The organism is Moraxella sp. CTOTU47579, from assembly GCF_032004885.1.
GTDB classification, from domain to species: domain Bacteria; phylum Pseudomonadota; class Gammaproteobacteria; order Pseudomonadales; family Moraxellaceae; genus Faucicola; species Faucicola tetraodonis.
Map to the genome: position 1 here is coordinate 43,419 of NZ_DALZOJ010000005.1, position 25,396 is coordinate 68,814.

General features: G+C 45.6%; 26 protein-coding genes and 2 tRNA genes. 17 read left to right on the forward strand and 11 right to left on the reverse strand.

The genetic code is table 11. The features are described from left to right. Window positions 1-75 precede the first annotated feature (75 nt). The 4 genes from RTP55_RS04935 to RTP55_RS04950 all read left to right on the forward strand — a co-directional run bounded on the left by RTP55_RS04935 (window position 76) and on the right by RTP55_RS04950 (window position 4,200). On the forward strand, window positions 76-1,254 hold the full coding sequence (locus RTP55_RS04935) for a histidine kinase (RefSeq protein WP_312384653.1): 1,179 nt from the start codon (window positions 76-78) through the stop codon (window positions 1,252-1,254). Window positions 1,255-1,524: 270 nt separating this feature from the next. After that, complete coding sequence (locus tag RTP55_RS04940) at window positions 1,525-2,262, forward strand: LytR/AlgR family response regulator transcription factor (protein ID WP_100269386.1); 738 nt, start codon at window positions 1,525-1,527, stop codon at window positions 2,260-2,262. Window positions 2,263-2,430: 168 nt separating this feature from the next. Then, entirely contained in the window at window positions 2,431-3,390 is a 960-nt protein-coding gene (gene hemC / locus RTP55_RS04945; protein WP_312384658.1) for a hydroxymethylbilane synthase, read from the forward strand. A 21-nt stretch (window positions 3,391-3,411) separates the two neighbouring features. Then, window positions 3,412-4,200, forward strand: coding sequence for a uroporphyrinogen-III synthase (locus RTP55_RS04950; protein WP_312384660.1), 789 nt, complete (start codon window positions 3,412-3,414; stop codon window positions 4,198-4,200). On the opposite strand, the gene mutY is transcribed toward RTP55_RS04950, so the two are convergent. After that, a complete protein-coding gene (gene mutY / locus RTP55_RS04955) occupies window positions 4,183-5,469 on the reverse strand; it encodes an A/G-specific adenine glycosylase (RefSeq protein ID WP_312384663.1) in 1,287 nt (428 codons plus the stop codon). The two genes, RTP55_RS04950 and mutY, sit on opposite strands and share 18 nt — an antisense overlap. A 166-nt stretch (window positions 5,470-5,635) precedes the next feature. Further along, window positions 5,636-6,376 carry a dienelactone hydrolase family protein gene (locus tag RTP55_RS04960; RefSeq protein ID WP_312384664.1) on the reverse strand — a complete coding sequence of 247 codons (741 nt, stop codon included), beginning with the start codon at window positions 6,374-6,376 and terminating at the stop codon, window positions 5,636-5,638. A 204-nt stretch (window positions 6,377-6,580) separates the two neighbouring features. On the opposite strand from RTP55_RS04960, the gene RTP55_RS04965 reads away from it, so the two are divergent. From RTP55_RS04965 to RTP55_RS04980, 4 genes are all read left to right on the forward strand, one after another. Then, on the forward strand, window positions 6,581-7,054 hold the full coding sequence (locus tag RTP55_RS04965) for a YcgN family cysteine cluster protein (protein WP_312384666.1): 474 nt from the start codon (window positions 6,581-6,583) through the stop codon (window positions 7,052-7,054). A 156-nt stretch (window positions 7,055-7,210) separates the two neighbouring features. Then, a complete protein-coding gene (locus RTP55_RS04970) occupies window positions 7,211-8,110 on the forward strand; it encodes a CBS domain-containing protein (protein ID WP_135887611.1) in 900 nt (299 codons plus the stop codon). A 52-nt stretch (window positions 8,111-8,162) separates the two neighbouring features. After that, the gene (gene lnt / locus RTP55_RS04975) at window positions 8,163-9,737 is read left to right on the forward strand and encodes an apolipoprotein N-acyltransferase (protein ID WP_312384668.1); all 1,575 of its coding nucleotides are present in this window, start codon (window positions 8,163-8,165) and stop codon (window positions 9,735-9,737) included. Window positions 9,738-9,883: 146 nt separating this feature from the next. Then, window positions 9,884-10,372 carry a hypothetical protein gene (locus RTP55_RS04980; protein ID WP_065253848.1) on the forward strand — a complete coding sequence of 163 codons (489 nt, stop codon included), beginning with the start codon at window positions 9,884-9,886 and terminating at the stop codon, window positions 10,370-10,372. 93 nt (window positions 10,373-10,465) lie between these two features. On the opposite strand, the gene RTP55_RS04985 is transcribed toward RTP55_RS04980, so the two are convergent. The 4 genes from RTP55_RS04985 to hisF all read right to left on the reverse strand — a co-directional run bounded on the left by RTP55_RS04985 (window position 10,466) and on the right by hisF (window position 13,716). Beyond that, window positions 10,466-10,993, reverse strand: a complete 528-nt coding sequence (locus tag RTP55_RS04985) for a dihydrofolate reductase (RefSeq protein WP_312384669.1) — start codon at window positions 10,991-10,993, stop codon at window positions 10,466-10,468. A 43-nt stretch (window positions 10,994-11,036) separates the two neighbouring features. Then, a complete protein-coding gene (locus RTP55_RS04990; RefSeq protein WP_095356690.1) occupies window positions 11,037-11,897 on the reverse strand; it encodes a thymidylate synthase in 861 nt (286 codons plus the stop codon). A 31-nt stretch (window positions 11,898-11,928) separates the two neighbouring features. Further along, the gene (lgt, locus tag RTP55_RS04995) at window positions 11,929-12,828 is read right to left on the reverse strand and encodes a prolipoprotein diacylglyceryl transferase (RefSeq protein ID WP_065253968.1); all 900 of its coding nucleotides are present in this window, start codon (window positions 12,826-12,828) and stop codon (window positions 11,929-11,931) included. Window positions 12,829-12,957: 129 nt separating this feature from the next. Beyond that, window positions 12,958-13,716 (reverse strand): imidazole glycerol phosphate synthase subunit HisF, encoded by a 759-nt coding sequence (hisF, locus tag RTP55_RS05000; protein WP_036600629.1) that lies wholly within the window; start codon window positions 13,714-13,716, stop codon window positions 12,958-12,960. A gap of 92 nt (window positions 13,717-13,808) precedes the next feature. On the opposite strand from hisF, the gene RTP55_RS05005 reads away from it, so the two are divergent. The 4 genes from RTP55_RS05005 to RTP55_RS05020 all read left to right on the forward strand — a co-directional run bounded on the left by RTP55_RS05005 (window position 13,809) and on the right by RTP55_RS05020 (window position 17,490). After that, window positions 13,809-14,792, forward strand: a complete 984-nt coding sequence (locus RTP55_RS05005; protein ID WP_312115265.1) for a homoserine kinase — start codon at window positions 13,809-13,811, stop codon at window positions 14,790-14,792. 3 nt (window positions 14,793-14,795) lie between these two features. Next, window positions 14,796-15,563, forward strand: a complete 768-nt coding sequence (locus tag RTP55_RS05010; RefSeq protein ID WP_065253845.1) for a DUF3800 domain-containing protein — start codon at window positions 14,796-14,798, stop codon at window positions 15,561-15,563. 138 nt (window positions 15,564-15,701) lie between these two features. Next, window positions 15,702-16,586 carry a class II glutamine amidotransferase gene (locus RTP55_RS05015; RefSeq protein ID WP_312384671.1) on the forward strand — a complete coding sequence of 295 codons (885 nt, stop codon included), beginning with the start codon at window positions 15,702-15,704 and terminating at the stop codon, window positions 16,584-16,586. Window position 16,587: 1 nt separating this feature from the next. Next, on the forward strand, window positions 16,588-17,490 hold the full coding sequence (locus tag RTP55_RS05020) for a histone deacetylase family protein (RefSeq protein WP_312384673.1): 903 nt from the start codon (window positions 16,588-16,590) through the stop codon (window positions 17,488-17,490). 90 nt (window positions 17,491-17,580) lie between these two features. On the opposite strand, the gene RTP55_RS05025 is transcribed toward RTP55_RS05020, so the two are convergent. The 5 genes from RTP55_RS05025 to RTP55_RS05045 all read right to left on the reverse strand — a co-directional run bounded on the left by RTP55_RS05025 (window position 17,581) and on the right by RTP55_RS05045 (window position 20,619). Further along, complete coding sequence (locus RTP55_RS05025) at window positions 17,581-18,723, reverse strand: aminotransferase class V-fold PLP-dependent enzyme (RefSeq protein WP_312384674.1); 1,143 nt, start codon at window positions 18,721-18,723, stop codon at window positions 17,581-17,583. A 130-nt stretch (window positions 18,724-18,853) separates the two neighbouring features. Next, window positions 18,854-19,342, reverse strand: a complete 489-nt coding sequence (locus RTP55_RS05030) for a YchJ family protein (RefSeq protein WP_076774781.1) — start codon at window positions 19,340-19,342, stop codon at window positions 18,854-18,856. A 1-nt stretch (window position 19,343) separates the two neighbouring features. Beyond that, window positions 19,344-20,063, reverse strand: coding sequence for a metal-dependent hydrolase (locus tag RTP55_RS05035; protein WP_060996019.1), 720 nt, complete (start codon window positions 20,061-20,063; stop codon window positions 19,344-19,346). Window positions 20,064-20,432: 369 nt separating this feature from the next. Next, window positions 20,433-20,508: transfer RNA gene (locus tag RTP55_RS05040), tRNA-Glu, on the reverse strand. A gap of 35 nt (window positions 20,509-20,543) precedes the next feature. Next, window positions 20,544-20,619: transfer RNA gene (locus tag RTP55_RS05045), tRNA-Ala, on the reverse strand. A gap of 204 nt (window positions 20,620-20,823) precedes the next feature. On the opposite strand from RTP55_RS05045, the gene RTP55_RS05050 reads away from it, so the two are divergent. The 5 genes from RTP55_RS05050 (at window position 20,824) to thiL (ending at window position 25,384) form a co-directional block, all read left to right on the forward strand. Further along, the gene (locus RTP55_RS05050) at window positions 20,824-21,450 is read left to right on the forward strand and encodes a DedA family protein (protein ID WP_007115137.1); all 627 of its coding nucleotides are present in this window, start codon (window positions 20,824-20,826) and stop codon (window positions 21,448-21,450) included. A 173-nt stretch (window positions 21,451-21,623) separates the two neighbouring features. After that, window positions 21,624-23,120 (forward strand): glutamate--tRNA ligase, encoded by a 1,497-nt coding sequence (gene gltX, locus RTP55_RS05055; RefSeq protein WP_312384678.1) that lies wholly within the window; start codon window positions 21,624-21,626, stop codon window positions 23,118-23,120. Between the two features lie 158 nt (window positions 23,121-23,278). Next, complete coding sequence (ribH, locus tag RTP55_RS05060) at window positions 23,279-23,794, forward strand: 6,7-dimethyl-8-ribityllumazine synthase (RefSeq protein WP_007115135.1); 516 nt, start codon at window positions 23,279-23,281, stop codon at window positions 23,792-23,794. A 9-nt stretch (window positions 23,795-23,803) separates the two neighbouring features. Next, window positions 23,804-24,364, forward strand: coding sequence for a transcription antitermination factor NusB (nusB, locus tag RTP55_RS05065; protein WP_100274173.1), 561 nt, complete (start codon window positions 23,804-23,806; stop codon window positions 24,362-24,364). Between the two features lie 54 nt (window positions 24,365-24,418). Then, complete coding sequence (thiL, locus tag RTP55_RS05070) at window positions 24,419-25,384, forward strand: thiamine-phosphate kinase (protein WP_312384681.1); 966 nt, start codon at window positions 24,419-24,421, stop codon at window positions 25,382-25,384. Window positions 25,385-25,396 lie beyond the last annotated feature (12 nt).

A 25,396-nucleotide genomic window follows, 5' to 3' on the forward strand; every position in this document is an offset into this window, starting at 1 on the left:
TGTGCTAGAATCAGCGGAAATTTGATTGCTCATAATACGTCCATTTTTTGTGTAAGTGTGAAAGGAATAAAAACAATGAGATTGCTGGAGCTGTTATTTCCCTCTGCAAAATCTAGGGCTAGTATAGCAAAAACTGAGGATGCCTCACAAATTTCACTCAAGCGGATTAAAGAGCCGCTCACCAGCACCTTTTTCCTGCCCAATATGAGCGAAAAACAGACCATCAAACTGTGGGTAAGCTATATTGCGTTTTATTCACTGGTTTCGATTGTAACGCTGTTAACTTTTACCCATGATATCAGTTTGATTATCCGTCATAGCATTGAAACGGTGGTGATTACTAGCTTAGTTGTGACGGGTGAAATGATTTTTTTGGCGAATTCTGCCAAAAAATTCAGAGAATTTAATTGGCGTTCAAAACAAATCACCGCCTATCTGCTATCGACCTCGTTTATTATCGTGCCGGTACTGAGTTTGCTAGGTCGGTTGCTGTTATTTTTCACACTGGGCTATGAAGTCAGTTTAAATACGCTGATACTAGAAACCCTGGTGAATACTTTATGTGCTTTTTTGATGATAGCGGTGCTGCTCACTTTTTTTGAGATACAGTATCAAAATATTCGCCGCGCTGAACTGCGTAACCAACAAAAACTCATCGAGCAAAACGAGCAGTTAAAGGCGCGTATCACCCCGCATTTTTTCTTTAACCTACTCAATACTATGCAATATCTGATAGAAACCGATGCGTATGAAGCCGAGAGAATGATTTGTCATATCTCAAATCTGTATCGGGTGAGCTTTGATGAGACGCGTGAGATTGCGCTACTTGATGAGATGGCGCTATGCGAAAGCTATTTGAGCATCGAAAAATACCGTTTTGATAAAAAGCTGAAAGTAACTTGGCATTTGCCCGATGAAGATTTGCTCTATGACATGGTGATTACCTCGTTATCGCTACAAATAGTGATTGAAAAACTGATCGTACTGATTGTTGAAAACAGCACCGACCCCATTCACATTATTATTAGTATCGATTGGCAAAACGATGTTGCCAAAATTGATGTCGAAATTGAGCTGCCGACCACGACGTATCAGCTGATTTGTCAAGATATTCACCAAAAACTGCAGTTTAACAGTCAACTGGCAATTTTACGTCAGTACTTTGGTCATGAAGCCAGCATTCACTTTGAATTATCTGGACATTTGTTAGTGACTCAAATTCGTTATCCCCTCAAAGATGTCGCGGCTTTTTAGCCCAGTCATTTTGTTAGTCGGAATTGGCATAAAAAAGTCACCAATCTGACGCGGCATTTCACATTTTATCTAACAAACTATGGTATATTAATTTGCGTCTACTTAAAACAATGCGTTTATTAGTTTATCTAATCAGTTAAGCGGTATTTTATGAGTGTTTGATTGCTCACTAAGCGGTTGTGTTGGATTTGGCATTAGATTGTGAAGAAAGTAAGACTTGTAGGGTCAAATACAGGTGTTTTTGACCTCAAAGGAGCAAAGGAGTAAACAATGAGAGTTGTGATCTGTGACGATGAGCCATTGGCCCGAGAGAGGCTAACACGCATCGTAAGAGAAGAAGGACATGAGGTTGTTGCACAGGCAGCCACAGGTATTGAGGCCATTGCAAAAGTCAAAGAAACCGCACCCGATGTAATTTTGTTAGACATTCGTATGCCAGAAATGGATGGTATCCGCTGCGCCAAAGAGCTTAATGAACTTAATAATCCACCAGCCATTATTTTTGTGACCGCGTACGACCATTATGCGATTGCTGCATTCAAAGCACACGCAATTGGCTATTTGCTAAAGCCTGCCAACAAAGAAGAGTTGTTACAGGTACTATCAAGAGCGTCATTGCTTAGTAATGCACAGCTCAATGAAATCAGTCGATTAGAAGACCCGTTAGCACAGTCCAATCGTCAGCATATTGCGGCGCGTACCCATCGTGGTGTGGAGCTGATTGCGCTGCAAGATATTTATTACTTTACAGCGGACCAAAAATATGTGCAAATCCGTCATAAAGGCGGCACGGTTTTAATTGATGAAACCCTCAAAGAGCTTGAGCAAGAATTTGGGGATGCGTTCTTTCGTATCCATCGCAATGCGTTAATCAATGTTAACTACCTAGAAATGCTTGAAGCGATTGACCAAGGTCAGTACCAAGTGCGTTTCAAAGGTTTGCCCGACCAGCTTGCCGTTAGTCGCCGTCATTTGCCATCACTACGCGATAAAATCCAATCAATGTAGCGTAGGCTTTCGTATGTTTGCGTCTACTTCAATGAGCCGTAAGAGTAATTAGCCTGACATTTTGCTATACTGTTGCCTAACTCGCTGAATCACTGACAGATACCCATCTGACAAATGCCTAGCTTAGAGAGTTGGGCATTTTTATTGCTTGCTAAAAAAGATACTGCTATGACTACGTTAACCACTTTAAATATCGCTACTCGCCAAAGCCCGCTTGCATTGTGGCAAGCTGAACATATCCAAGCGCGGTTGCAAGCGCTGTACCCAAGCCTGACCGTCAATCTAGTACCGATGGTCACCAAAGGCGACAAAATCCTAGATACCCCGCTAGCCAAAATCGGCGGAAAAGGTCTGTTTGTTAAAGAGCTTGAGCAAGCCTTGTATGAAAAACGTGCCGATATCGCCGTGCATTCGCTCAAAGATGTACCCATGGTGCTTCCTGAAGGTCTGACGCTTGGCGCATATTGTGAGCGTGAGCAGCCAACCGATGCCTTCATATCAAATCACTATGAAAGTCTAGATGCGTTGCCACAAGGCGCTAAACTTGGTACCTCAAGTTTACGCCGTCAATGCCAAATTCAGCAATATCGTCCTGACTTAGAGATTATCAGCCTACGCGGCAATGTAGGCACGCGCTTATCCAAGCTAGATGCAGGTGAGTATGATGCCATTATTTTGGCAACCAGTGGCTTGACGCGTTTGGGGCTTACCGATCGTATCCGCCATGAACTTGATACGCATATCAGTTTGCCAGCGGTCGGACAAGGTGCGCTTGCCATTGAATGCCGAAGTGATGATGCCGATGTGCTGGCACTATTAAAATCGCTCAATGACGAGCCAAGCCGTCTATGCGTGATGGCAGAACGCGCCATGAATCGTCATTTGCAGGGTGGTTGCCAAGTGCCGATTGCAGGCTTTGCTACCATTAAAGATGGACAAATTTATTTACAGGGTCGTGTCGGCAGTGTAGATGGTAAAACCTTGTTAAAAGCTGAGCATCATAACGCGTTAGTTGATGACGTACGGGAGTCTGAGCAAATTGCCGAAGCCGTGGGCGTGGTGGTGGCTGAAGCGCTCATTGCACAGGGTGCAGACAAAATCTTGGCGCAGATTTATCAAGACCGCTGATATTGAACGATACGCATAGCGATGCAATTTATCAATACCAGACCCGATCAGCGAGCCAAAGCGCTAAGCCTATTTTTGCGCCAGCATGGTGTTGCAGTGATTGAGCTGCCGCTGTTGACGTTGGTAGAAAAGCCGCTAACAGTCGCAGAGCGGGCAGTTTTACAATCGATTGACCGTTATCAAGTGGTGGTGCTAGTCAGTGAAGCGGCAGTAAAGTATGGCTTAGCAAGGCTTGCCACCTCGGTCAAGCTAACGGAATTGTCCAAAAAGATTACATGGGTTGCGGTGGGTGACAAAACCGCAAATTGCTTTAAACAGACTTGGCAGCAGATCACAGAGTTGCCAGCGCCTACGGTTACTTTTCCCGGTGAAAAACGTACTCAAAACAATGAAGGGCTATTGAATTTGCCGGTAATCCAAGCGCTTGGTAAAGGCGATTATTTGCAGGTATGGCGCGGCATCGGCGGGCGAGAATTATTGGCAGATACATTGGCGGCAAAAGGTGTGCAAGTGCATTTGCTAAACTTGTACCAACGGGTTTTACCAAGCACAACCACCCAAGCATTCGCGGTTTGGCAGCAACATCAGAGCCACAACCAACCCATCGTTGTACTCATCTCAAGTTTGACCGCCTGGCAAAACTGGCAACAACTAACATTAGGCACTGAAATGGCTGCCAGCTGTTATTATTTGGTATTGCAGTCGCGTATTGCACAGCAAATGTTATTACGGCAGGCCAATCTTAACATAACTATCATCCCCGACTTACTACCTGCGACGATTCTACAAGCTTTAACTACTCACCAATAGTTGCATGGCTTTCGGTTTTGCTAAGCTGTTTTGCGCTGAATCTTCTACCCATGACAGCGTTTGCAGCGCTTGTTGCAGTGTTTGAGTTAGCCGCATACCCTGCTCTATCGTCAGCGTCATGGTGAGCGGGGTCAAAAACCAATGAAAATGGGTAAGGCTATGTTTGACAGTATCAGTGCTATCTAAATTAACCTGCTGGATATTTAGCAGCTGCTCAGCTTGTAAGAACTCGAAGATAATCTGCTCAGCGGTGTTATATTCTGCTTCAAACGTCGCCTCTTGCTGCCAGGTTGCCAGTAGCGGCGCGCCTGTATTTTTTGCCCCCGGTTGTTTTTTGACAAAGGCCAATGGTAAACACCACAGTCCGCCCCAAATCCCAGTGTCAGGACGTTGTAGCCACAAGGTTTTGTCATCGCAAACCAGCTTTAACGCTAGCGAAAACTTAGACGGATTGGGCGATTTTTTACTTTTTACCGGATAAAAACTTTGCTTACCTTGGGCATTTGCCACGCAGTCGGCTTGCACTGGACACAGTAGGCAGGCAGGTTTGGCTTTGGTGCATAGCGTCGCCCCCATATCCATCATCGCTTGGGCGTAGTGCCCGCTATCACGGGTCGGTGTTAGGCGCTCGGCAAGTTGCCAAAGCGCTTTGGTTGTGGCAGTTTTGGTGATATCGCCGTCAATACCTGCCCAGCGGGTCAGCACACGTTTGACATTACCATCGCAAATCACCCCCCTGTCACCGCCATATTGGTCAGCTCTGACACCCATCGCCACAATCGCGCCTGCCGTAGATTGCCCCACCCCTGAAATCTGCTCCCAGTGGGCAACCGTTTGCGGAAATTTACCAGTTTGCTCGATGATATCCACCAGCTGCTTGGCACCTTTATGCAGGTTGCGCGCACGCGCATAGTAACCCAGTCCTGCCCAGTGCTCAGCGACTTGCTCCCAAGATGCGTTTGCCAAATCCTGCACGGTGGGAAAACTTGCCATAAATCGCTCAAAATAAGGAATTACCGTCGCCACTTGGGTCTGCTGTAGCATGATTTCAGATAACCACACCGGATAGGGGTCTGGCGTGTCAAGCTGATGCTGCTGCCACGGCAAATCATGACGCCCGCTATGGTCAAACCAAGTCAAAATACGCGGTGCAAAACTATCAAGCTGCGCTTTGGTATGCGCTTCGGTATGCGCTTGGGTATAATTGTGGCTTAAGTGCTGATTGGGACTTGGCATCGTTGAGTGGCTGGTATTCGGATGTGCGTTCAAAATTCACCATCGGGTTACTATCGTGATAGCTATATAAGACTTTCTGGTTAGTATTCAATAGTGACTGACAACAGACTTAACAAAGCTGCACTCAAACTGGGACATAGACATAAAAAAAGCAATATCGTCACAGATATTGCTTTTGCTGTTAGGATGCAACTGTATGTTATACAAGATTGTCCCGCATAAACGCAATCATTTTATCCCAGCTGGCTTTTGCGGCATCCGCATCATAGCCCAAGTCCACGCCATTTTCTTCGGCGCGTTTGTCAGCATTAGGATTGGTAAAGCCGTGTTTGGCACCTTCGTACACATCGACTGTGTACTCTACATCGGCGTTGTCCAACTCTTTTTTTAGCCCTTCAATGGCATCCATTGACACCATGCTATCGGCTTCACCATGTGCCACCAACACTTTGGCGGTGAATTTGCCTTTTTGTGCCGGTTGTTTTGGGGCAGGGTTGCCGTGGAAAGTCGCCACTGCTTTGAGCGGGAAACCTTCACGCGCCATGTCTAGGGCGATTTTGCCGCCAAAGCAAAAACCAATTGCGCCAAGACGGTTTGTGTCAACAGCTTCAAGGTCAGTAAAGTCATCCATAATGAGTTTACAGCGCGCCATCAACATGTCTTGGTCGGCGAGCATTTGGCTCATCCATTCATTGGCTTGGGCGGCATCTGTGGTCAGTTTACCTTCGCCATACACATCCATGGCGACGGCAGCAAAACCCGCTTCGGCTAAACGCTCAGTGACTTTTTGTGGGTGCTCAACCACGCCCCACCATTCAGGCGCCACCAAAATCGCTGGGGCAGGATTGTCGTGGCTCGCTGATTCTGGTAGACAGACATAGCTTTTGAGCTCCACGCCATCGGTGGTGGTAGATTCGAGTTGTAAAATTTGAATTGGCATCATGGATCCTTATGTTATGGTAAATATATGATTGGTTGCTATTGTTATAAGACACTGGCGTTATAAAAACGCTGGATTCATACGCTAATGAGAGCGTGGCAAGTCAGTGCAACGGTTAATATAGGCACTACTGTATACTGAAATCATCGTATTTTCCGTTATAATACTGTCACTGTTTTATACAAGCCGAAAGTTGGAAACATAATGAGCCAATCTGTTACCTTACGCCCGCAATTTTGGGAGCGATTTTCGTTAGAACAATTGACCCAAGCTGAATGGGAAGCCTTGTGCGATGGCTGTGGGGCGTGTTGTTTGATTAAATTTAAAGACGATGACACCGATGAAGTTGAATACAGTGATGTCGCCTGTCGACTGCTTGATTGTGCCACAGGGGCTTGCCAGCATTACCCAACAAGGCGCGACTATGTGCCCGATTGCATCAGCCTAACCATCGATAACATTGGCGAGATGTACTGGCTACCGGCAAGCTGCGCCTACAAGCGCTTGTACTACGGGCAACAACTGCCAAGCTGGCATTTACTCCTCACTCAAGATGCTGCCGTGACACAAGCCATGATGCGCCAAAAAAATATCAGCGTGGCGGGACGCTGTCAGTCTGAAACAGAAGTTTCTGAGCTAGAGCAGGAAGAACGGGTGATTCATTGGATTCGCCAATAGCGCTTGGTTATTCGAGACTTTACTAGCACCGAGCAAGCTGATGGGTGAGTAAAATCAGCCAAAAAATACAATAAAATTAAGAAAAATACCATTGCAATCATCATGGGGTTAAGGTAAGGTAAAAAAATCTTTCGCCATATGAGGGTCTCGTCGGCTATGTCAGACGACAATTCGAGTTCACACCTGTCAAACAAACAGCAAAGCAGTAGCTGGTCACGCGGTCTGAAACGCTGGCTATCCACCGCCCCTGAAACCCGTGATGAACTAGTCAAATTGGTACATGATTCGCGTCGATTTTTGGCGCCCGACACCGTCGATATGTTAGAGGGTGTCTTAGATTTACCCGCCATTCAAGTGCGAGAAATCATGACCCCTGTCAGCCACGTTGCAGGCATCACCCAGCACCAAAACTTGCAAGACATCATGTCGCTCTATATGGAAACCGCCCACTCGCGTTATCCTGTATTTACCGATGACAACAAAGACACGGTGATGGGTATCTTACTTGCCAAAGATTTGATTCCATTTTTGGTCGCCAAGGCGCAAGGTCAAAATATTGACCATTTTAATCTTGAAGCGATTGTACGTCAGCCAATTTATATCAGTGAAACTGCGCGCTCTGACAACCTGCTGCGTCTATTTCAAAAAAACCAAATTCATATGGCAATCGTCATTGATGAGTTTGGGGTGACAGCAGGCGTGGTGACGATGGAAGACTTACTCGAAGAAATTGTCGGTGATATCATTGATGAGCATGACGACATCGAAGAAGATACCGATATCAATCATATAGTGCCTGTACCCAACCAGCCTGATACATGGATTGTGCAATCCATCACCTCAGTCTCAGACTGTAATGAACAGCTAGGTACCCATTTTGATAGTGAGGATGTCACCAGTATGGGCGGACTGGTCATGCAAGAGCTTGGCGAAGTCAATGAGGTGTTGGGTCAAACGGTCTTTATTGACGATTGTCGTTTGACGGTATTGTCAGCAGATGGTCGATTTATCCAAGAAATTGAACTGGTTAAAGGGTATAATCAGCTCGACGATTAGTCCAATTACTTATGTTTGCAAAACCGTTTAACCCTAAAGGCAATACTCGCCAATGCGTCTTACTACCCAGTCCCTAAAAAAGCAACTTTCTGTACAATCTCATCACGATAGTGCCAAATCTGCAAATACCAAACAGCCCCTGTTACCCAAACTGGTGCTGGCTTGGCTTGCGGGTGCGGCATTTGTCTTTGCGTTAGCGCCTTACAATTTTTGGATAGTGGCACTGTTGTCGCCACTGGTGCTGTATTGGCTGTTATTGCCCTCCATGTCAAATTGGCGGGCGTTTTGGCTCGGTGAAATGTATGGCATGGGATTGTGGAGCGTGGGCGCGTTTTGGTTGTTTACCTCGATTCATACCTACGGCGATACCCCTACCTTATTAGCTTTGCTGATGATTGGCTTTGTTGGCTTGGGGATGGGATTGTTTCATGGCGCCTTGGCAGTCATTTTTAATCGCTTTGTGGCAAAACAGCCGCTAAGCTTTGCGTCATTATGGGTGGTACAAGAGTGGTTAAAAACCTGGCTATTTACAGGTTTTCCTTGGCTATTCGTGGGCTATGCTTATACAGCGCAACCTTGGCTGACGAGCCTTGCCCCAATTTTTGGGGTGTTGGCGCTGAGCTTTGTATCCGTGTTCGTCTCAGCAAGTCTGGTGGAAGCGGCGCGAAAAAAATACCGTTTTTTAATTCCATCGTCTGTGATGTTACTGGCAAGCGTTGCGCTGTGGCTTATTGCCCCGCAATGGACGACCCCCAAAGGCACACCAAATCTAAAAGTTTCGTTAGTGCAAGGCAATATTCCGCAGGACTTAAAATGGCTGCAAGAGTACCAAATCCAAACGCTGGGTATCTATGCAGGCTTAAGTAAAACAGAATGGGGGCAGGACATTATCTTATGGCCAGAGTCGTCAATTCCGATGTTTCAGACCGACGCCATGCCCTTTATCAGCCAAATTGCTGCCCAAGCCCGCGAAAGCAATAGCGCATGGCTCACCGGTATTCCGTATGTCGATGTCAATAAATACGACCCAAAAGTTGATAAATACGAGCCATTTTACAACAGTGTGATTGCTTTGGGCGCCGATGCCAAAGGCTTATACAAGAAACAAAATTTGGTACCCGTGGGCGAATATATCCCGTTTGAAGGTATGTTAGATTGGGCATTGCCAAACTTGATGAGTGGCACCATGAGTTTTCGCAGTGGGTCTGCGCACCAAGCACCCTTGCAAGTCAAAAACCACCCAGTTGGCGTGGCGATTTGTTATGAAGTTGCCTATCCTGATACCACCCGCCGCAATGCCAAAAATACCGACTTTTTATTGACCGTATCCAATGATGCTTGGTTTGGCACATCGGCAGGTCCACTACAGCATCTACAAATGGTGCAAATGCGCTCGATTGAAACCGGCCGCTGGTTTATGCGCGCGACCAATACAGGCGTGACCGCAATCATCAATGATAAAGGCAATATTGTTGCCAAAGCGCCAGCCTTTGAACGCACGGTGCTACGGGGTGAGATCCAATCGCGCGTTGGTAATACGCCATTTATGCGCTGGGGTAGTTATCCTATCTTGGCACTGGCAGCGCTCTTGCTACTGATTAGTTGGCTGGTTCGTAAAACACGTTAAAAACCTTAAATGCAGTAAGGTTTTGTCACCAATTGCAAAAATTTAGTATATAATGGTTACAAAGTTCCGTATAATAGTTATAAATTAGATTTGAATTCATTTAGATTCAACAACTCTTGCCCCAATGATTTACAGTGAGGTTTACGATGGCTCATCATGAAGTCGTGGAAAACAATGTCAAAAAAGAACTTAGTTATTCTTTAATTGGCGTTTTAGCGTTTCTAGGCGTGGTTTTATTAATCCTTATTTCAGCAATTGTTCGCCCTGCTGGTAACCACGTTGACGTTGCAAAACTCAATGCTGAAGTGGAAGCCAAAGCCGCCGCATCTGCTGCCGCCGCTGCCAAACCAGCGGGTTCGACGCCTGCGGCAACCTCACCTGCGGCAGGTGAAACCACCACCGCCACTGCCAATGCAGACACCGCAACAGGTCCAAACGCCACGGTTGCCAGCCCAGACAATGCTTCTATGACGCCATCTTCTGCACCAACGGCTACTGCAAAAACATCGACCATTGAAGCGCGTAATGCCTCAACGGCTGAAGCCAAAGCAGAGATTAAAGCCAAAACAGGTGACACCCCAAATATCGCACCACCTGTTGCCTCAGCGGTAAAATCGCAAGAACAGTCAAAATAAGACATTGATACCTACATAAAAAACCACAGCTACATAAAAAAACCACGTTAGATAACGTGGTTTTTTTTGTGCGCTAAGTCGCCATTGTCAAACTTAAGCTTTTTGGTAAGTGACAAACTGATAGCTTAACGCGCTTTGCTCATCCGTGAATTTTTCACTTTCTGATGTTTTGACAAAATCACTGGTAATCTCTGGATAAAACGCCGCTGCATTGTCAATCACAGTATCGACATGGGTGATTTCTAAGCGATCACTAAACAGTAGGGCTTGTTGGAAGACTTTTTCGCCACCAATTACCCAAATCGTTTGCAAACCTTTACCATGGGCGAGCGACGAGGCTTGGGTCAGTGCTTCATCTAGGTTGTGCATCACAATGACGGCATCATCATCTACTTGGTAGTCCAAATTGGTGGTAATCACAAAATTGGTACGGTTGGGCAAGGGTTTTGCGCCCATGGATTCAAAGGTCTTGCGACCCATAATCACGATACCGCCATTGGTATGTTTTTTAAAATGTTTCAAGTCCTCAGAGATATGCCAAGGCAATTGATTGTCTTTGCCAATGGCGCGGTTTTGGCTCATCGCCACGATTTGGGCGACTTCCACATTAGAATAACTCATGATTTATCCTTATTGCTGTGAGTTTTGGCATTGGGCTGCAAGCTTATACAGAGACTTCAGCCTTAATTGTGGCATGGCTTTGATAGTTTTCAATTTTTATATCGTTAAAATCAAACGCAAAAATGTCAGTAACTTCAGGGTTGAGCCAAAGTTTTGGTAGGGCAAACGGCTCGCGGCTAAGCTGCTCATGCACTTGCTGTAGATGGTTGTTATAGATATGACAATCACCGCCCGTCCACACAAACTCACCGACGCCAAGCCCGGTCACATGGGCTATCATGTGGGTAAGCAAGGCATAGCTGGCAATGTTAAAAGGTACACCCAAAAACAAATCCGCCGAGCGTTGGTACAACTGACAAGATAATTTGCCATCGGCGACAAAAAACTGAAACAGGGTATGACAAGGGGGCAAGGCCACTTCGTTGGCCTCCAAAGGATTCCAGCCAGAGACAATCAAACGGCGCGAGTTTGGGTTGTTTTTGATTTCATTGACCACCCAACTGATTTGGTCAAAACCGTCTGAATGGTAGCTGCCGTCCGCTTTTTTGCTTGCCCCGAAGTTGCGCCACTGGTGTCCGTATACCGCGCCAAGTTCGCCTTCAGGCTTGCCAAAACGGGCAGTTTGCTCGGCGGTTGCCCATTCATTCCAAATGCGTACACCATTGTCCTGCAAGTATTGGACGTGGGTATCGCCTTTTAAAAACCAAAGCAGCTCATAAATCACGCTTTTGGTATGGATTTTTTTGGTGGTCAGTAGTGGAAAACCCTCATTCAAATCAAACCGCATCTGCGCGCCAAAATAGCTGATGGTACCCGTACCCGTACGGTCGCCTTTTTGTATGCCGTTGGCTAGCACCAGTTTAAGTAAATCCAAATAGGCTTGTTCGTTCTTTGACGTAATCATGGGTGATGAGTTCCTTGGTTAGTTTTCTTTGTTAGTCCACATTCTTTTGACTGCCCCAATCATAGATTTGGTTTTTATACGCCCAAATCAATAAAACCAAACCACCGATAATCATCGGTAGGCTTAAGATTTGCCCTTTTGTCATCCACCCTAATAAAATAAAACCTTGGTCAGCATCAGGTTGGCGGAAGAATTCGGTAATAAAACGTGCAATACCGTAGCCCATCACAAACAAGCCACTAATCGCCATACGCGGACGCGGCCGACTGGCAAACCACCAAACCAAAACAAACAGTACCACGCCTTCGGTAAAAGCCTGATACAACTGTGACGGATGGCGGGGAAGTAACAAATAATTGTTGCCATCAATCATAAAGGTTTGCGCAAGGCTTTGCAGGGCAGGGCTTTGTTTGAGCAGTTCATTGTCTTCATTGACCGCTTGCGGGAACAGCATCAGCCAGTTGTAACCACCGTCAGACACCCGACCCCACAATTCGCCATTGATAAAATTGCCAATACGCCCAAACAGTAGTCCGGTTGGCACGCAGGGAATAATAAAATCTAGCACATTCCAAATGTTCTTTTTATATTTGCGGGCAAAAAATAGCATTGCGATGGCAACACCCAAAAATCCCCCATGAAACGACATACCGCCTTGGTTGATTTTGAACAAATACATCGGATTGGCTAAAAATTCGCTTAATTGATAAAACAGCACATAGCCGATACGACCGCCTAGAATCACGCCCATCGCCCCATAAAATACCAAGTCAGCGACCATGTCGGCATTCCAGTCTGGGCGTGATTTAGTGCGATACCAAGCCAACGCATAAGCGGCAGCAAAAGCCAGTAAATACATCAGCCCGTACCAGTGGGCTTGGATAGGTCCCAAATGCAGAGCGACAGGATCCCATTGCGGGTGAGTTAAAATTAGTGGAAACATGGCAATTTAGTCATTATCGAAAATGCCAATATCATAGCAGTTTTGGCTAGTTTGGGCTATTTTTTGTTGTGCGCTTTTAGTTATTACCAACGGCTATCGTTCTCACAAGGCGCACCGTTACAAACGCATTTCAATGCCTTGCTGTGCCATAAACTGCTTGGCTTCCCCCACGGTATATTCGCCAAAATGGAAAATACTCGCCGCTAGTACCGCATCAACACCACCTTGCAGCACCCCATCTGCCAAGTGTTGCAAATTACCGACGCCACCCGAGGCAATCACTGGCACATTTACGCTATCGGTAATGCGCTTCATCAAGGCGATATCATAGCCGTTTTTGGTACCATCTGAGTCCATCGAGGTCACAAGCAGTTCACCCGCCCCAAAACCTGCCATTTTTACCGCCCATGCCACCGCATCAATGCCAGTCGCTTTGCGTCCCCCATGGGTAAAGATTTCCCATTGATTGTCACCCACTTTTTTGGCATCAATCGCTACTACGATACACTGACTGCCAAAACGTGCTGCCGCTTCACCGACAAATTCAGGGTTAAAAATTGCCGCCGAATTAATTGATACTTTATCCGCGCCCGCGTTTAGCAAGTGACGAATGTCATCGACTTTACGCACCCCACCGCCCACGGTCAGCGGTACAAATACGGTTTCTGCCATGCGTTCTACTGTGTGATAAGTGGTGTCGCGTCCATGATGGGTAGCGGTGATGTCCAAAAAAGTGATTTCATCCGCGCCCTGTTCGTTGTAGCGCTGCGCCACTTCAACAGGGTCGCCCGCGTCTTTGATGTCGACAAATTGCACACCTTTGACCACCCGACCATTGTCAACATCAAGGCAAGGGATAATTCGTTTTGCTAACATATTCGATTTCCTTCTATAATAGCCGTAAGTTTATCAAATTTACTTTGCCATTACCGCAGTTTTATCGGTGTGCTGCGCTTCAAGGATGCCTTATGTCTGTATATACCCAGTTGACTGACCAACAATTCAGTGATTTTTGCCAACAATTTGGCGTGGATTTTGCCAAAGCCATACCTATCACACAGGGTATCAAAAACAGTAATTGGTTTATTGAAACAACCACGGACGAAGCCGGCGAGCCGTCTTATGTATTTACCTTGTTTGAAGAACGCAAACCGCATGAAATTCAAAAAATGGCGATTATCCTAAACCGCTTAAAAGACCAGCTACCCGTAGCCGCACCGCTAGCCGCCAAAAACGGCGAGTTTTTGCTGTATTTTGACAACAAAGCCATTGTAGTGTCACCAAAACTCTCGGGCGGTCACCCGAAAGCAACCACACCTGATATGTGTCGTCAAATGGGCGAGGCTTTAGCCGTTCTTCATCAAACCTTGCAAACCTTGACCCCTGCTCAAAACTATGGCGTTGAGTTATATCCTTGGCATCTGGTGCGTGACCGTGAAACCAAGTTTATGCCAAGCGATGAAGCCAAACTGATGAATGATATTTGGCAAGCCTACGAAACTGTAGCGAGCAAAAATTTGCCAACAGGTTTATGTCATCTAGATATGTTTGCCGATAACACGCTGTGGGATTTTAGTGATGAAACCCAGCCAACACTCACAGGTTTGCTTGATTTTACCGAAGTCAGTGTTGAACATTTTGTGATGGATGTGGCGATTACCATTAATGATTTTTGCACCACTTGGGGTAACGCCAATGATGGCGAAGCGGTGAATTTTGATGACGCCAAAATGCAAGCGTTTTTACAAGGGTACGAGAGCAAACGCGCTTTGAGCGATGATGAGAAAGAGGCATTGCCGATTATGCTTGCCATGGCGGGCGTGACGTTTTGGCTGCTGCGTTTGAATGTGATTTATTATAACCGTCAGCAAGGTCGTACGGGCGATAATATTATGGTGAAAAATCCTGATTTGATGAAACGCTTGGCGGCATACCATTGGGCGAGAAAATAACAAATGTATATTGTTTATGTTGATGAAAGTGGTGATATAGGATTACAAAATAGCCCTTCTAATTATTTTTGCTTGAGTGCAATCATTATTCATGAAAGTAAGTGGGACCAAACCTTGAATTCAATCATTGACTTTAGGCGGTTTCTGAGAGAAAAATACGGGTTCAAATTACGTGAAGAGATTCATTGCTCACATTTTATTCACAAACCTGCTGAGTTCCAACGAATCGCCAAATCCATGCGTTTAAGATTATTGAGAGATGTAATTGATTTTCAAGCAAATTTATCAAACTATCAAATCATCAATGTAGTGGTAAATAAAAAGAATAAACAAATAGGCAGTGACATTTTTAATTTGGCATGGCAAACTTTAATTCAACGTATTGAAAATACATTGCAGTATCGAAATTTTATTGGTTCAACGAATATTCAAGATACTGCCATGTTATTTGTTGATAAAACTGATGAAGTCAAGCTAAGAAATCTCACCCGAAAAATGCGGCGTTATAATCCCGTTCCTAACAGCTTTAATCTAGGTGCTGGTTATCGTATCTTACCAACTAAACTAATTATTGAAGACGCAATTCATAAAGATTCTGCACATTCTTATTTTATTCAGTTAGCAGATGTTAATGCATATTTTCTCAGTCAAAAGTTTCAACCAAATCAGTATATTAAAAGAAAAGGTGGTAAAAATTACCTTGACCGCTTGCAACCAGTATTATTTAAACAGGCAAGTAAGAAAGATTTACTAGGAATTGTTATTCGCTAAAAAAGAAAGGTTCAGCTTTCGCTGAACCGATGAGTCCTACTGTAAAGTCTAGCTTTAGGTCAGACTACATCGTTATGATAGCATTTGCTATGAAATAGTTCAAGGAACTAAACCAAATATTACAAAAAGTGAATTTTAATGTGCCAATTATTAGGAATGAATTGTAACACACCCACCGATATTCATTTTAGCTTTGCGGGGTTTCGTCAGCGAGGCGGGCAGACCGATATCCATACCGATGGGTTTGGTATTGTGTTTTTTGAAAAAAATCCCGACCCATCACAGGGTAATCGTAAAGCTGGGGTACGTCAATTTCACGATGACAAGCCAAGTTTCTGCTCACCGGTGGCGGATTTAGTCAACAGTTATCCGATTAAGGCGATGAATGTAATTAGCCATATTCGAAAAGCCACGCAAGGCACAAATTGCTTGGCTAATACCCACCCATTTGTCCGTGAGGTATGGGGCGAGGAATGGGCATTTGCGCATAATGGGCAATTGCAGATGGATTTTATTGACCAGCTCAGCCCTGTGCCCACCCACTATCAGCCTGTAGGTACAACCGATTCGGAGATGGCATTTTGTTATCTGCTCAATCGCCTCAAATCACAATTTAGTGAGCCGCCCAGTGACGAGGTGTTATTCCAGTTTTTGACCACGATTTGTCGTGAGTTATCGGCGCTGGGCTTGTTTAATTGTCTCATTAGCAATGGTGATTGGCAGTTGGCCTATGCAGGGAGCTTGCTGTTTTTTATCACCCGTAAAGCGCCATTTGGTGAGGCGAAACTCGCTGACAGTGAGCTGGCGATTGATTTTAGTGAAGTGACTTCGCAGACCGATAAAGTGACCTTGATTACTACCATTCCTTTGACTTATAACGAACACTGGCAACAGCTGTATGTGGATGAATGTTTGATGTTTCGGGATGGCGATATTTTATTTAAAGATACCCCTGATAATCCGATCTGCTTAACCATTGAAGAAGGCATTGCCATCGCCCGCAAAGTAGGGGCGAGCTTATAATATGATAAAAGTCGCTTATTCTGATATTTTTAAATATGACGTCCCCGAACGCCATCGTTTCCCTATGCAAAAATATCCAATGATTGCGGCGCGGTTATTGGCGGAGGGTACATTGACCCAAGCCAATTTTTTTGCCCCGCAGCGATTGAGCGAAGACGAAATTCTCACCACACATACACAAAGGTACTGGCAGCATCTAAAACAGCAAACATTGCCTGCCAAAGACGCGCGCGCCATCGGCTTTGAGATGACGCCAAGGCTCGTTGAGCGGGAACGCGTGATTGCCCACGGCACTTATGAATGTGCGTTATTCGCCAAACAATTCGGTGTCGCGCTCAATATCGCAGGCGGTACCCACCATGCGTTTGCCGATCATGGGGAAGGGTTTTGCGTGTTTAATGATGTGGCGGTGGCGAGTAATTTATTGTTGGCACGTGGACAGGCGACCCAAATTCTGACCGTGGATTTGGACGTCCATCAAGGGAACGGTACAGCGCATTTGATGGCAAATGAACCTCGGGTATTTACCTTTAGCATGCATGGCGCAAAAAACTATCCGTTTCGCAAGCAAGCATCTGATTTGGATATTGATTTGCCAAACGAGACAGGGGATGACGCGTATTTAGCCATATTAATGGAGACGCTGCCCAGACTTATTGCAAAAGTGAAACCCGATATGCTGTTTTACCAGTCTGCTGTGGATGTGCTCGCCACCGATAAGCTCGGTAAACTTGCGCTCACCCGTGACGGCTGCGCCAAGCGCGATGCGTTTGTATTTAGCCAAGCCAAAGCCCATCGGATCCCAGTGGCGGTGGTGATGGGTGGCGGTTACTCAGAAAACATCGACGATGTGGTGGAAGCCCATTGCAATACCTTTCGCATGGCAAAAAGGCTGTATGAGTGAGTGTTAAGAGATAAAAAAAGCCCTGTTTCACAGAGCTTTTAAAATAAACCGTGGTTATGCTAATAAATGCACTCACACGTACGCTGATAATTAAGCTAATACTTTCTCAAGCGCTTGCTTAAAACGGCTGACGGTACCGTCAATATCCGTCAACTTATCCAGACCAAACAGACCTAAACGGAATGTTTTAAAGCTGTCAGGTTCGCCAACTTTCAGTGGGACGCCGCCTGCAATTTGTAAGCCTTGGGCGGCAAATGCTGCACCTTTGTGCATATCATCACGCTCAGTATAAACCACAATCACACCCGGCGCTTGGTAGCCTTCAGCTGCGACGCTGATGATATTGTGTTGATTGAGGACAGAGAGCACTTTTTGACCCAATTCAAATTGGGCGCTTTTGAGTTTATCAAGTCCAATCGCTTCGGCTTCTTTGACGGTATCGCGGAATTTGGTCAGCCCATCGGTTGGCATCGTCGCATGATACGCATGACCGCCATTTTCATAAGCGCGCATGATAGTGAGCCATTGTTTGAGATCGAGCCCAAAACTGGTCGATTCGGTGGCTTCTACTTTGGCAACGGCTGTTTCATTCATCATTACTAGCCCCGCACATGGCGTGCTTGACCAGCCTTTTTGTGGCGCAGAGATGAGCACATCAATGCCCAACGCTTTCATATCAAGCCATGCACAGCCGGATGCGATACAGTCGATGACCAGTAAACCACCGACACTATGCACCGCATCGGCAAGTTGTTTGATATAGTCATCGGGCAGCATCAAGCCTGCCGCGGTTTCGACATGCGGGGCAAATACCACCGCAGGTTTTTTAGATTGAATCTCAGCAACAGCCGTTTCGATTGCCACTGGCTCAAACTGCTGTTGTTGCCCAATTGAATCGCTGTTGTCACCGATGTGTGCGGTCAGGACAGTCACGTCATCCGTGATACGACCTTTTTCAAGGATTTGCGTCCAGCGAAAACTAAAAAAACCGTTGCGGATGATGAGCACTGTTTGGTCGGTGGCAAGCTGGCGCGCAACCGCTTCCATACCGTAACTCCCTGTACCCGGCACGATTGCCACCGCATCGGCGTTATACACGTTTTTTAAGCTTGTGGACAAATCATTCATCACGGTTTGGAATTTTTTGGACATGTGATTGAGCGAGCGGTCGGTGTAGACCACAGAGTATTCTAATAAACCGTCTGGATCAATATCTTGGCGTAGCGCTGGCATGGGACTCTCCTTTAATATCGTTGTCTTATCGCAAAATCGCAAATAAAATTAGTCTAGCAAAAAAGCCCTTTTAAAAAACAAAAAAATTGTAGAGCGGTTGTTAAAGTTTTTGTTATCAATGGTGCAGCGATTAAGCCAAAAACTGTCCGCAGCAGCGTTTGTATTTCTCACCACTGCCGCAGGGGCAAGGTTGCTTTTGGGTGACAGGCATGACCACTGTCGGATCTAAAAAATACCAACGGTTTATGCGACCGCTGGGGATGTTGACGAAGGTAGAAAGTTCATGATGCGCATCCTTGCCAGTGATTGAGTGAAAGAATGCGTTAAATTCCACTTGAGCGTGGCGTTTGCCAATTTTCGGCGTGTGTTTGATGACTGCTAACCCTGCCCAATCGGTCTGCTGCGCCCAGTCGCTAATGGCTTGGGTATCGAGTAACGGCTGCTGAAAAGGCGCGGTGGTGGCAACGATATATTCGATATGTTGAAGCACAAATGCTGCGTACCGAGCGCGCATTAGCTGTGCTGCGGTATCGGCGGTTTTTTGCCCCACATGCAGGGGCGCACAGCAATCAGCATAAGACAGTGTAGAGCCGCACGGGCAAGGTGATGTATGTGTCATGTTAATGAATGTTCGGTAGGTTGATGGCGGTAGGCAAGATATTTTTCTTTAAAATAAGCCAACTAATCGGGTCTTGTAGCGTCTGCCAAAATACTTTAAACGGCGGGGCAAACACAATCAGGGCAGCCAAGATGGCATATAAGCCCAAATACCAGCCTATTTGATCGAATTTAAACACTTTAAACGCGGTACCAAAAGATTTTTTGACGCTCAGCCCTAACAGGTTGACGCTAAACATCTCATCTAACAGCAGATGAACAATGGCGCCAAACATCAAAAACAGCCCTAAAAACCAACTGATAACAGCGCCTTGCTTAAAGCCATAAAAGCTGGCGTACACGAGGGTCATCGCCATAATCCCTAGATAGGGAATCGAGTGCACGATGCCACGATGCACCGTCAATTTGCTATATAAATTAAACACACCGTAGCGCATCAACAAATAAGATACTAACCACAATACAGCCAATGCAACCAACGAAAACTGCCCGACACACAAGATAACAATAAAAAATGCGCTCAACAGCGATATGACATTAAATCCTACGGTCGCGGGTACCGAGTGATCCAAATCAATATCGGGCAGCAAGCCACCAATGGTACCAGCCACCACACACATCAAATATTCAGGCGCGGTCAGCATCCCTGCCTTATAAATCACCAAGCCAGTGACGCCACTTGCGACAAAAGCCACGCTTATGTGGGTGTTAAAATTTGCCATAGTCTTCGCCCAGTTTCCCAATAGCTTAAAATCAGCGAGTCAATACTCGAGTGGTAAAATCCCGAGTGGTAAAATTTAGTAGCTTAAATCAAGTAGCTTAAATCAAGTAGCTAAAGGCAGATAGCCAAAAAATCATTTATCACATACGCAATTGCGCGCTCAATTATATGCTAATTTTGATGACAAAGCGTCAACTGAGCGCAAGGAAAATTGATTTTGTGGGGTGGGGCATGGAGAAAAGCAAAATGCTGTAACCTATGTAACCTAGGATGTGGCAAGGCAACACTATATACCACAAAAGCCTACGACAAACAGACAGCAAAAACAAAAAAGCCATCGTCCGTCAGACAATGGCTTTTTTAAAATTAGTGGCGTCCCCACGGGGATTCGAACCCCGGTTACCGCCGTGAAAGGGCGATGTCCTAGGCCTCTAGACGATGGGGACGCAATCGCACGAGGTGCTCTAAGCAGACTTAATAGTGGTGGAGCTAAGCGGAGTCGAACCGCTGACCCCTTGCATGCCATGCAAGTGCTCTACCAACTGAGCTATAGCCCCATTTTTGGGAATTATTTAGACTGCTTTGCCTAAGAGTGCGCGTATTTTATTGAAAACTGATTTTGCTGTCAAGATGATTTTTGCCTAAAAACACAAAATTTTTACCCATTCTTGCTATAATGATGCCTGGTTAATATTGCCTTCATATAACGACTGTAGATTAGTTATATTTTGTTGTTTTGTCTAAATTTATAAGGATAGCCCATGTGGTTGGTGAATTTTATTTTGCATATCGGTGAGCATTTACAAGAGCTGGTCAACAACTATGGCAATTGGATTTATGCAATTTTGTTTGCCATTGTGTTTTGCGAGACAGGTTTGGTTGTGTTGCCATTTTTGCCAGGGGATTCGATGTTGTTTGCCGCAGGCACCATTGCCGCAGTGGGCGATATGAATATCTTTGTGCTGATTGGTTTATTGATTGTGGCAGCAGTATTGGGCGATTTTGTCAATTTTGAGATTGGCAAACACTTTGGGCAAAAGTTATTTTCCAATCCCAATTCCAAGATTTTTAAGCAAAGCTATTTGCAAAAAACCCACGATTATTATGAAAGATACGGCGGACGCACCATTATTATTGCCCGTTTTATTCCCATTGTACGCACTTTCGCGCCGTTTGTAGGCGGGATGGGTAACATGAATTATTCCCAGTTTGCTCGCTATAACATCGTTGGCGCGGTATTATGGGTGGTATCTTTCACCACGCTAGGCTATTTTTTTGGTCAATTACCCTTTGTCAAAGAACATTTTTCGTGGATTATGATTGCGATTATCGTGTTTTCTGTGGTGCCTATGGTGATTGAAATCATTCGTCATCGCAAGGATAAATAATTGAATTAGTCCTCAAAAATAACGCTAAATGCCAAAATCAATCTAGCATTTAGCGTTGCCTTCCAAATTTATATTTTATCAGCCACCTATCATCGCTAGGATTCAATTTATAAAAATTCGATAGTCGGCTATAATAGCCGCTAATTTGAAATTTTTGTAAAATTGAGAAATCCATGTCAAAAGTCCGCACCCGTATTGCCCCAAGCCCCACAGGCTTTCCCCACGTTGGCACCGCCTATATCGCGCTATTTAACCTTGCCTTTGCCAAAGCGCATGGCGGCGACTTTATCCTGCGCATTGAAGACACCGACCAAACGCGATCCACTGCGCAATCTGAACAAATGATTTTGGACGCCCTGCGCTGGGTCGGTCTTGACTGGTCAGAAGGTCCAGACGTCGGCGGTCCACATGCACCGTACCGCCAAAGCGAACGCAAAGACATCTACAAGCAATACGCCGAAGAACTGTTAGACAAAGGTCATGCATTCCGCTGTTTTGCCACAGCCGAAGAGTTAGATCAAATGCGAGCCGAACAAATGGCGAGGGGTGAGACGCCAAAATATGACGGTCGCTATGCAAATCTTTCCCGTGAACAATCGGACAAGCTCGCCGCCGAAGGCAAGCCATTCGTCATTCGTATGCGTGTGCCAGACGAGGGTGTCTGCAAATTTGACGATATGCTACGTGGCGAGGTCGAGATTCCTTGGTCACAAGTGGATATGCAAGTGCTACTTAAAACCGACGGTCTACCGACCTACCACTTGGCAAACGTGGTCGATGACCATTTGATGCAGATTACCCACGTCATCCGTGGCGAAGAGTGGATTAACTCTGCCCCAAAACATCAATTATTGTATAAATATTTTGGTTGGGATATGCCAGTACTCTGTCATATGCCACTGCTCAGAAACCCCGACAAATCCAAACTATCCAAACGCAAAAACCCAACGTCTATCACCTATTACCGTGATGCAGGTGTATTGCCAGAAGCCTTGCTCAACTATTTGGGACGGATGGGCTACTCCATGCCAAATGAAGCCGAAAAATTCACCTTGGATGACATGATTGCCAGTTTTGACATCAAACGGGTGTCGCTTGGTGGTCCGATTTTTGACGTGGAAAAACTCACTTGGCTCAATGGCGAATGGTTGCGTTCACTGTCACCCGAAGCCTTAAAAACCAAAATTCTTGATTGGGCAAATGACAGCGACAAACTCACCGCCATTGCCAAAGCCATTCAGCCACGCATTAACTTGTTGTCAGATGCGGTGAATTGGTCGGGCTTTTATTTCCAAAACTTGCCAACCATTAGTGAGGTGGATTTTGAGCATAAAGTGCTATCCACGGAGCAAACCGTGGAGATTCTACAACTTGCGCAATGGCAGTTAGAAACCCTGCCTGTATGGACGGAGGAGCATATCCAAACGGTATTGTCTGGCTTGGCAGGCGAGATGGGCATTAAATTACGTGATTTTATGTCACCATTTTTTATTGCCATCGCAGGTAGCAAGTCAAGCACGCCTGTGATGAATTCAATGTATTTGATTGGGGCGGATATGACATTGCAGCGCCTGCGTCATGCCATTGAGGTATTGGGTGGTGTCAGTAAGAAAAAAGCGAAAGAATTGGAAAAACGCCATAAAGCATTGCCAAGCTTTTTGACCCAATAACCTTAATTGTTTTGTATAAAAGTCCGTCGCTATGGCGGATTTTTTATTTTAATGGAAGTAACCTAGGGTCATGCTAAATAACATGAATAAACCTAACAAAAATGGTATCATACCTAGCAAAATCAGATTCTAATTTTTACAATTTAAAGGTAATCATCATGGCAAATCTTCAAAACGAACTCGCCCAAGTACAGCATATCAGCGGTGAATTACACACCAATGCCCACGCCAAAATCGGTATGGTGGTAGGACGTTTTAACAGCTTTGTGGTAGAAAGTTTGGTCAGCGGCGCGATTGATACCTTACTGCGTCATGGTATCGCAGGTAGCAATATTACTGTCGTGCGTGTACCGGGTGCTTGGGAAATTCCACTGGCGGTTGCCCGTATGGCCCAAACCGATAAATTTGACGCTATCATCGGTTTAGGCGCGGTGATTCGTGGTAGCACGCCGCACTTTGATTTTGTCGCTGGTGAATCTGCCAAAGGTTTGGGCGCGATTGGGTTGGATTATGACGTGCCTGTTATTAATGCGATTTTGACCACAGACAGCATCGAACAAGCCATTGAACGCTCCGGCACCAAAGCAGGTAACAAAGGCTCAGAAGCAGCCATGGTCGCGCTTGAGATGATTAACGTGTTGGGTCAAATTGACGCACAAATGGCTGGTGAATAAGGTAGCGATATGACTGACAATTCAACCCACACTACACCAGAGCAGGCGAGTCAAGACAACGCCGTCAATTATAAAACCAGCCTGACCGCGATTCGTAAAGCACGCCGTTTTGTGGTGCAAGGGTTATATGAATGGCTGTTGACAGGCAACCCATCGCACGAAATTGAAGCGCATACCCGCAGTGAGAATGCCATGCACACGGTGCATTTGGGCTATTATCACGAGCTACTTAGCAAAATCATTGAGCAAAGCGATGACTTAATCGCCTATATCGACAGCCTACTTGATCGCCCTTGGACACGTCTAGATAAAGTTGAGCAAGCGGTACTGCTTGTCGGTGCGTATGAGATGAAGCAGCACTTGGAAGTGCCTTACAAAGTAGTGATTGATGAAGCGATTCAGCTCAATACCCATTTTGGCTCATCAGATGGCTATAAAATGATTCATGTGGTGATGGATAAAATCGCCAAAGACGCGCGTATGCCTGAAGTAGAGGCAGATGCCAAAAAAGCCAAAACAGAGGATGCGCCGCAGCCGCCATCGCAAGCGACCACTGAAGAAGAAAAATAATACCGTAAAGGGCGTACTTGCTACGCCCTTTTATGCTCGATACGGATGGCTAAGATGTCCGAATTTTCTTTGATTTATCAATATTTTCAACACTGCACACGCCAAAATCCTTTGACCCAAGTGGGTATCGGGGATGATTGCGCGATAAGCAGCATGCCAAGCGATTGCGAACTGGTGAGCTGTATTGACACGCTGGTTGCAGGTCGACATTTTCCCTTATCAACATCCGCTTATGCCATCGGCTATAAATCGGTCGCGGTCAATTTATCCGATTTAGCAGCGATGGGGGCGACGCCCTATGCGATATTGCTGGGTATTAGCTTGCCTGCTAAGCTTGCACAGGATGACTGGCTCAAACCATTCACCCAAGGCATCGCGGACATTTGCAACCGATTTGATGTCGAGCTCATCGGTGGCGATACCACCCAATCAAACACCTTAACCATCTCTGTCACTGCACTGGGTTTTGTGCCAACTGGGCAAGCTATTACCAGAGGGGGCGCAAAAGCCGGTGATATCATCTGTGTCAGCGGTGAGATTGGCTCAGCAAGTTTTGCCTTACAGCAGATTTTAAACGCTGAAGAATCTGAGCCGCACAATATTGCTTTACAACCAATCGCTTTACAGCCGGCACTCGATTTACCTGTTCCGCAAGTTGAGCTCGGGCAAAAATTACGTGGGTTTGCCCATAGCATGATTGATATTTCAGACGGGCTAGGGCAGGATTTGGGTCATATTCTAACCGCATCACAGGTGGGTGCGGTGGTTGATTTGGCCAATATTCCAACGCATCCACGATTACAAGCCTTACCAAATGCTGATAAGTGGCAACATCAGCTCAATGGCGGTGATGATTATCAGCTGTGTTTTACCATCAGTGAGCAAAATTTTGTCAAATTTAATCAACAATTTTCGGATAAAATTTTTGCCATTGGCAAAATTGTCACAGAAAACGGCTTGACGCTGACTTATAATAACCAACCAATTGAATTTTCAATCACTGGCTATCAGCATTTTTAGCCAAAGAACTTC

Coding starts and splice junctions, on each gene's coding strand:
- RTP55_RS04935 (WP_312384653.1), top strand. CDS start 76: ATGAGATTGCTGGAGCTGTTATTTCCCTCTGCAAAATCTAGGGCTAGT.
- RTP55_RS04940 (WP_100269386.1), top strand. CDS start 1,525: ATGAGAGTTGTGATCTGTGACGATGAGCCATTGGCCCGAGAGAGGCTA.
- hemC (WP_312384658.1), top strand. CDS start 2,431: ATGACTACGTTAACCACTTTAAATATCGCTACTCGCCAAAGCCCGCTT.
- RTP55_RS04950 (WP_312384660.1), top strand. CDS start 3,412: ATGCAATTTATCAATACCAGACCCGATCAGCGAGCCAAAGCGCTAAGC.
- RTP55_RS04960 (WP_312384664.1), bottom strand. CDS start 6,376: ATGCCAATTCAAATTTTACAACTCGAATCTACCACCACCGATGGCGTG.
- RTP55_RS04965 (WP_312384666.1), top strand. CDS start 6,581: ATGAGCCAATCTGTTACCTTACGCCCGCAATTTTGGGAGCGATTTTCG.
- RTP55_RS04970 (WP_135887611.1), top strand. CDS start 7,211: ATGTCAGACGACAATTCGAGTTCACACCTGTCAAACAAACAGCAAAGC.
- lnt (WP_312384668.1), top strand. CDS start 8,163: ATGCGTCTTACTACCCAGTCCCTAAAAAAGCAACTTTCTGTACAATCT.
- RTP55_RS04980 (WP_065253848.1), top strand. CDS start 9,884: ATGGCTCATCATGAAGTCGTGGAAAACAATGTCAAAAAAGAACTTAGT.
- RTP55_RS04985 (WP_312384669.1), bottom strand. CDS start 10,993: ATGAGTTATTCTAATGTGGAAGTCGCCCAAATCGTGGCGATGAGCCAA.
- RTP55_RS04990 (WP_095356690.1), bottom strand. CDS start 11,897: ATGATTACGTCAAAGAACGAACAAGCCTATTTGGATTTACTTAAACTG.
- hisF (WP_036600629.1), bottom strand. CDS start 13,716: ATGTTAGCAAAACGAATTATCCCTTGCCTTGATGTTGACAATGGTCGG.
- RTP55_RS05005 (WP_312115265.1), top strand. CDS start 13,809: ATGTCTGTATATACCCAGTTGACTGACCAACAATTCAGTGATTTTTGC.
- RTP55_RS05010 (WP_065253845.1), top strand. CDS start 14,796: ATGTATATTGTTTATGTTGATGAAAGTGGTGATATAGGATTACAAAAT.
- RTP55_RS05015 (WP_312384671.1), top strand. CDS start 15,702: ATGTGCCAATTATTAGGAATGAATTGTAACACACCCACCGATATTCAT.
- RTP55_RS05020 (WP_312384673.1), top strand. CDS start 16,588: ATGATAAAAGTCGCTTATTCTGATATTTTTAAATATGACGTCCCCGAA.
- RTP55_RS05025 (WP_312384674.1), bottom strand. CDS start 18,723: ATGCCAGCGCTACGCCAAGATATTGATCCAGACGGTTTATTAGAATAC.
- RTP55_RS05030 (WP_076774781.1), bottom strand. CDS start 19,342: ATGACACATACATCACCTTGCCCGTGCGGCTCTACACTGTCTTATGCT.
- RTP55_RS05035 (WP_060996019.1), bottom strand. CDS start 20,063: ATGGCAAATTTTAACACCCACATAAGCGTGGCTTTTGTCGCAAGTGGC.
- RTP55_RS05050 (WP_007115137.1), top strand. CDS start 20,824: ATGTGGTTGGTGAATTTTATTTTGCATATCGGTGAGCATTTACAAGAG.
- gltX (WP_312384678.1), top strand. CDS start 21,624: ATGTCAAAAGTCCGCACCCGTATTGCCCCAAGCCCCACAGGCTTTCCC.
- ribH (WP_007115135.1), top strand. CDS start 23,279: ATGGCAAATCTTCAAAACGAACTCGCCCAAGTACAGCATATCAGCGGT.
- nusB (WP_100274173.1), top strand. CDS start 23,804: ATGACTGACAATTCAACCCACACTACACCAGAGCAGGCGAGTCAAGAC.
- thiL (WP_312384681.1), top strand. CDS start 24,419: ATGTCCGAATTTTCTTTGATTTATCAATATTTTCAACACTGCACACGC.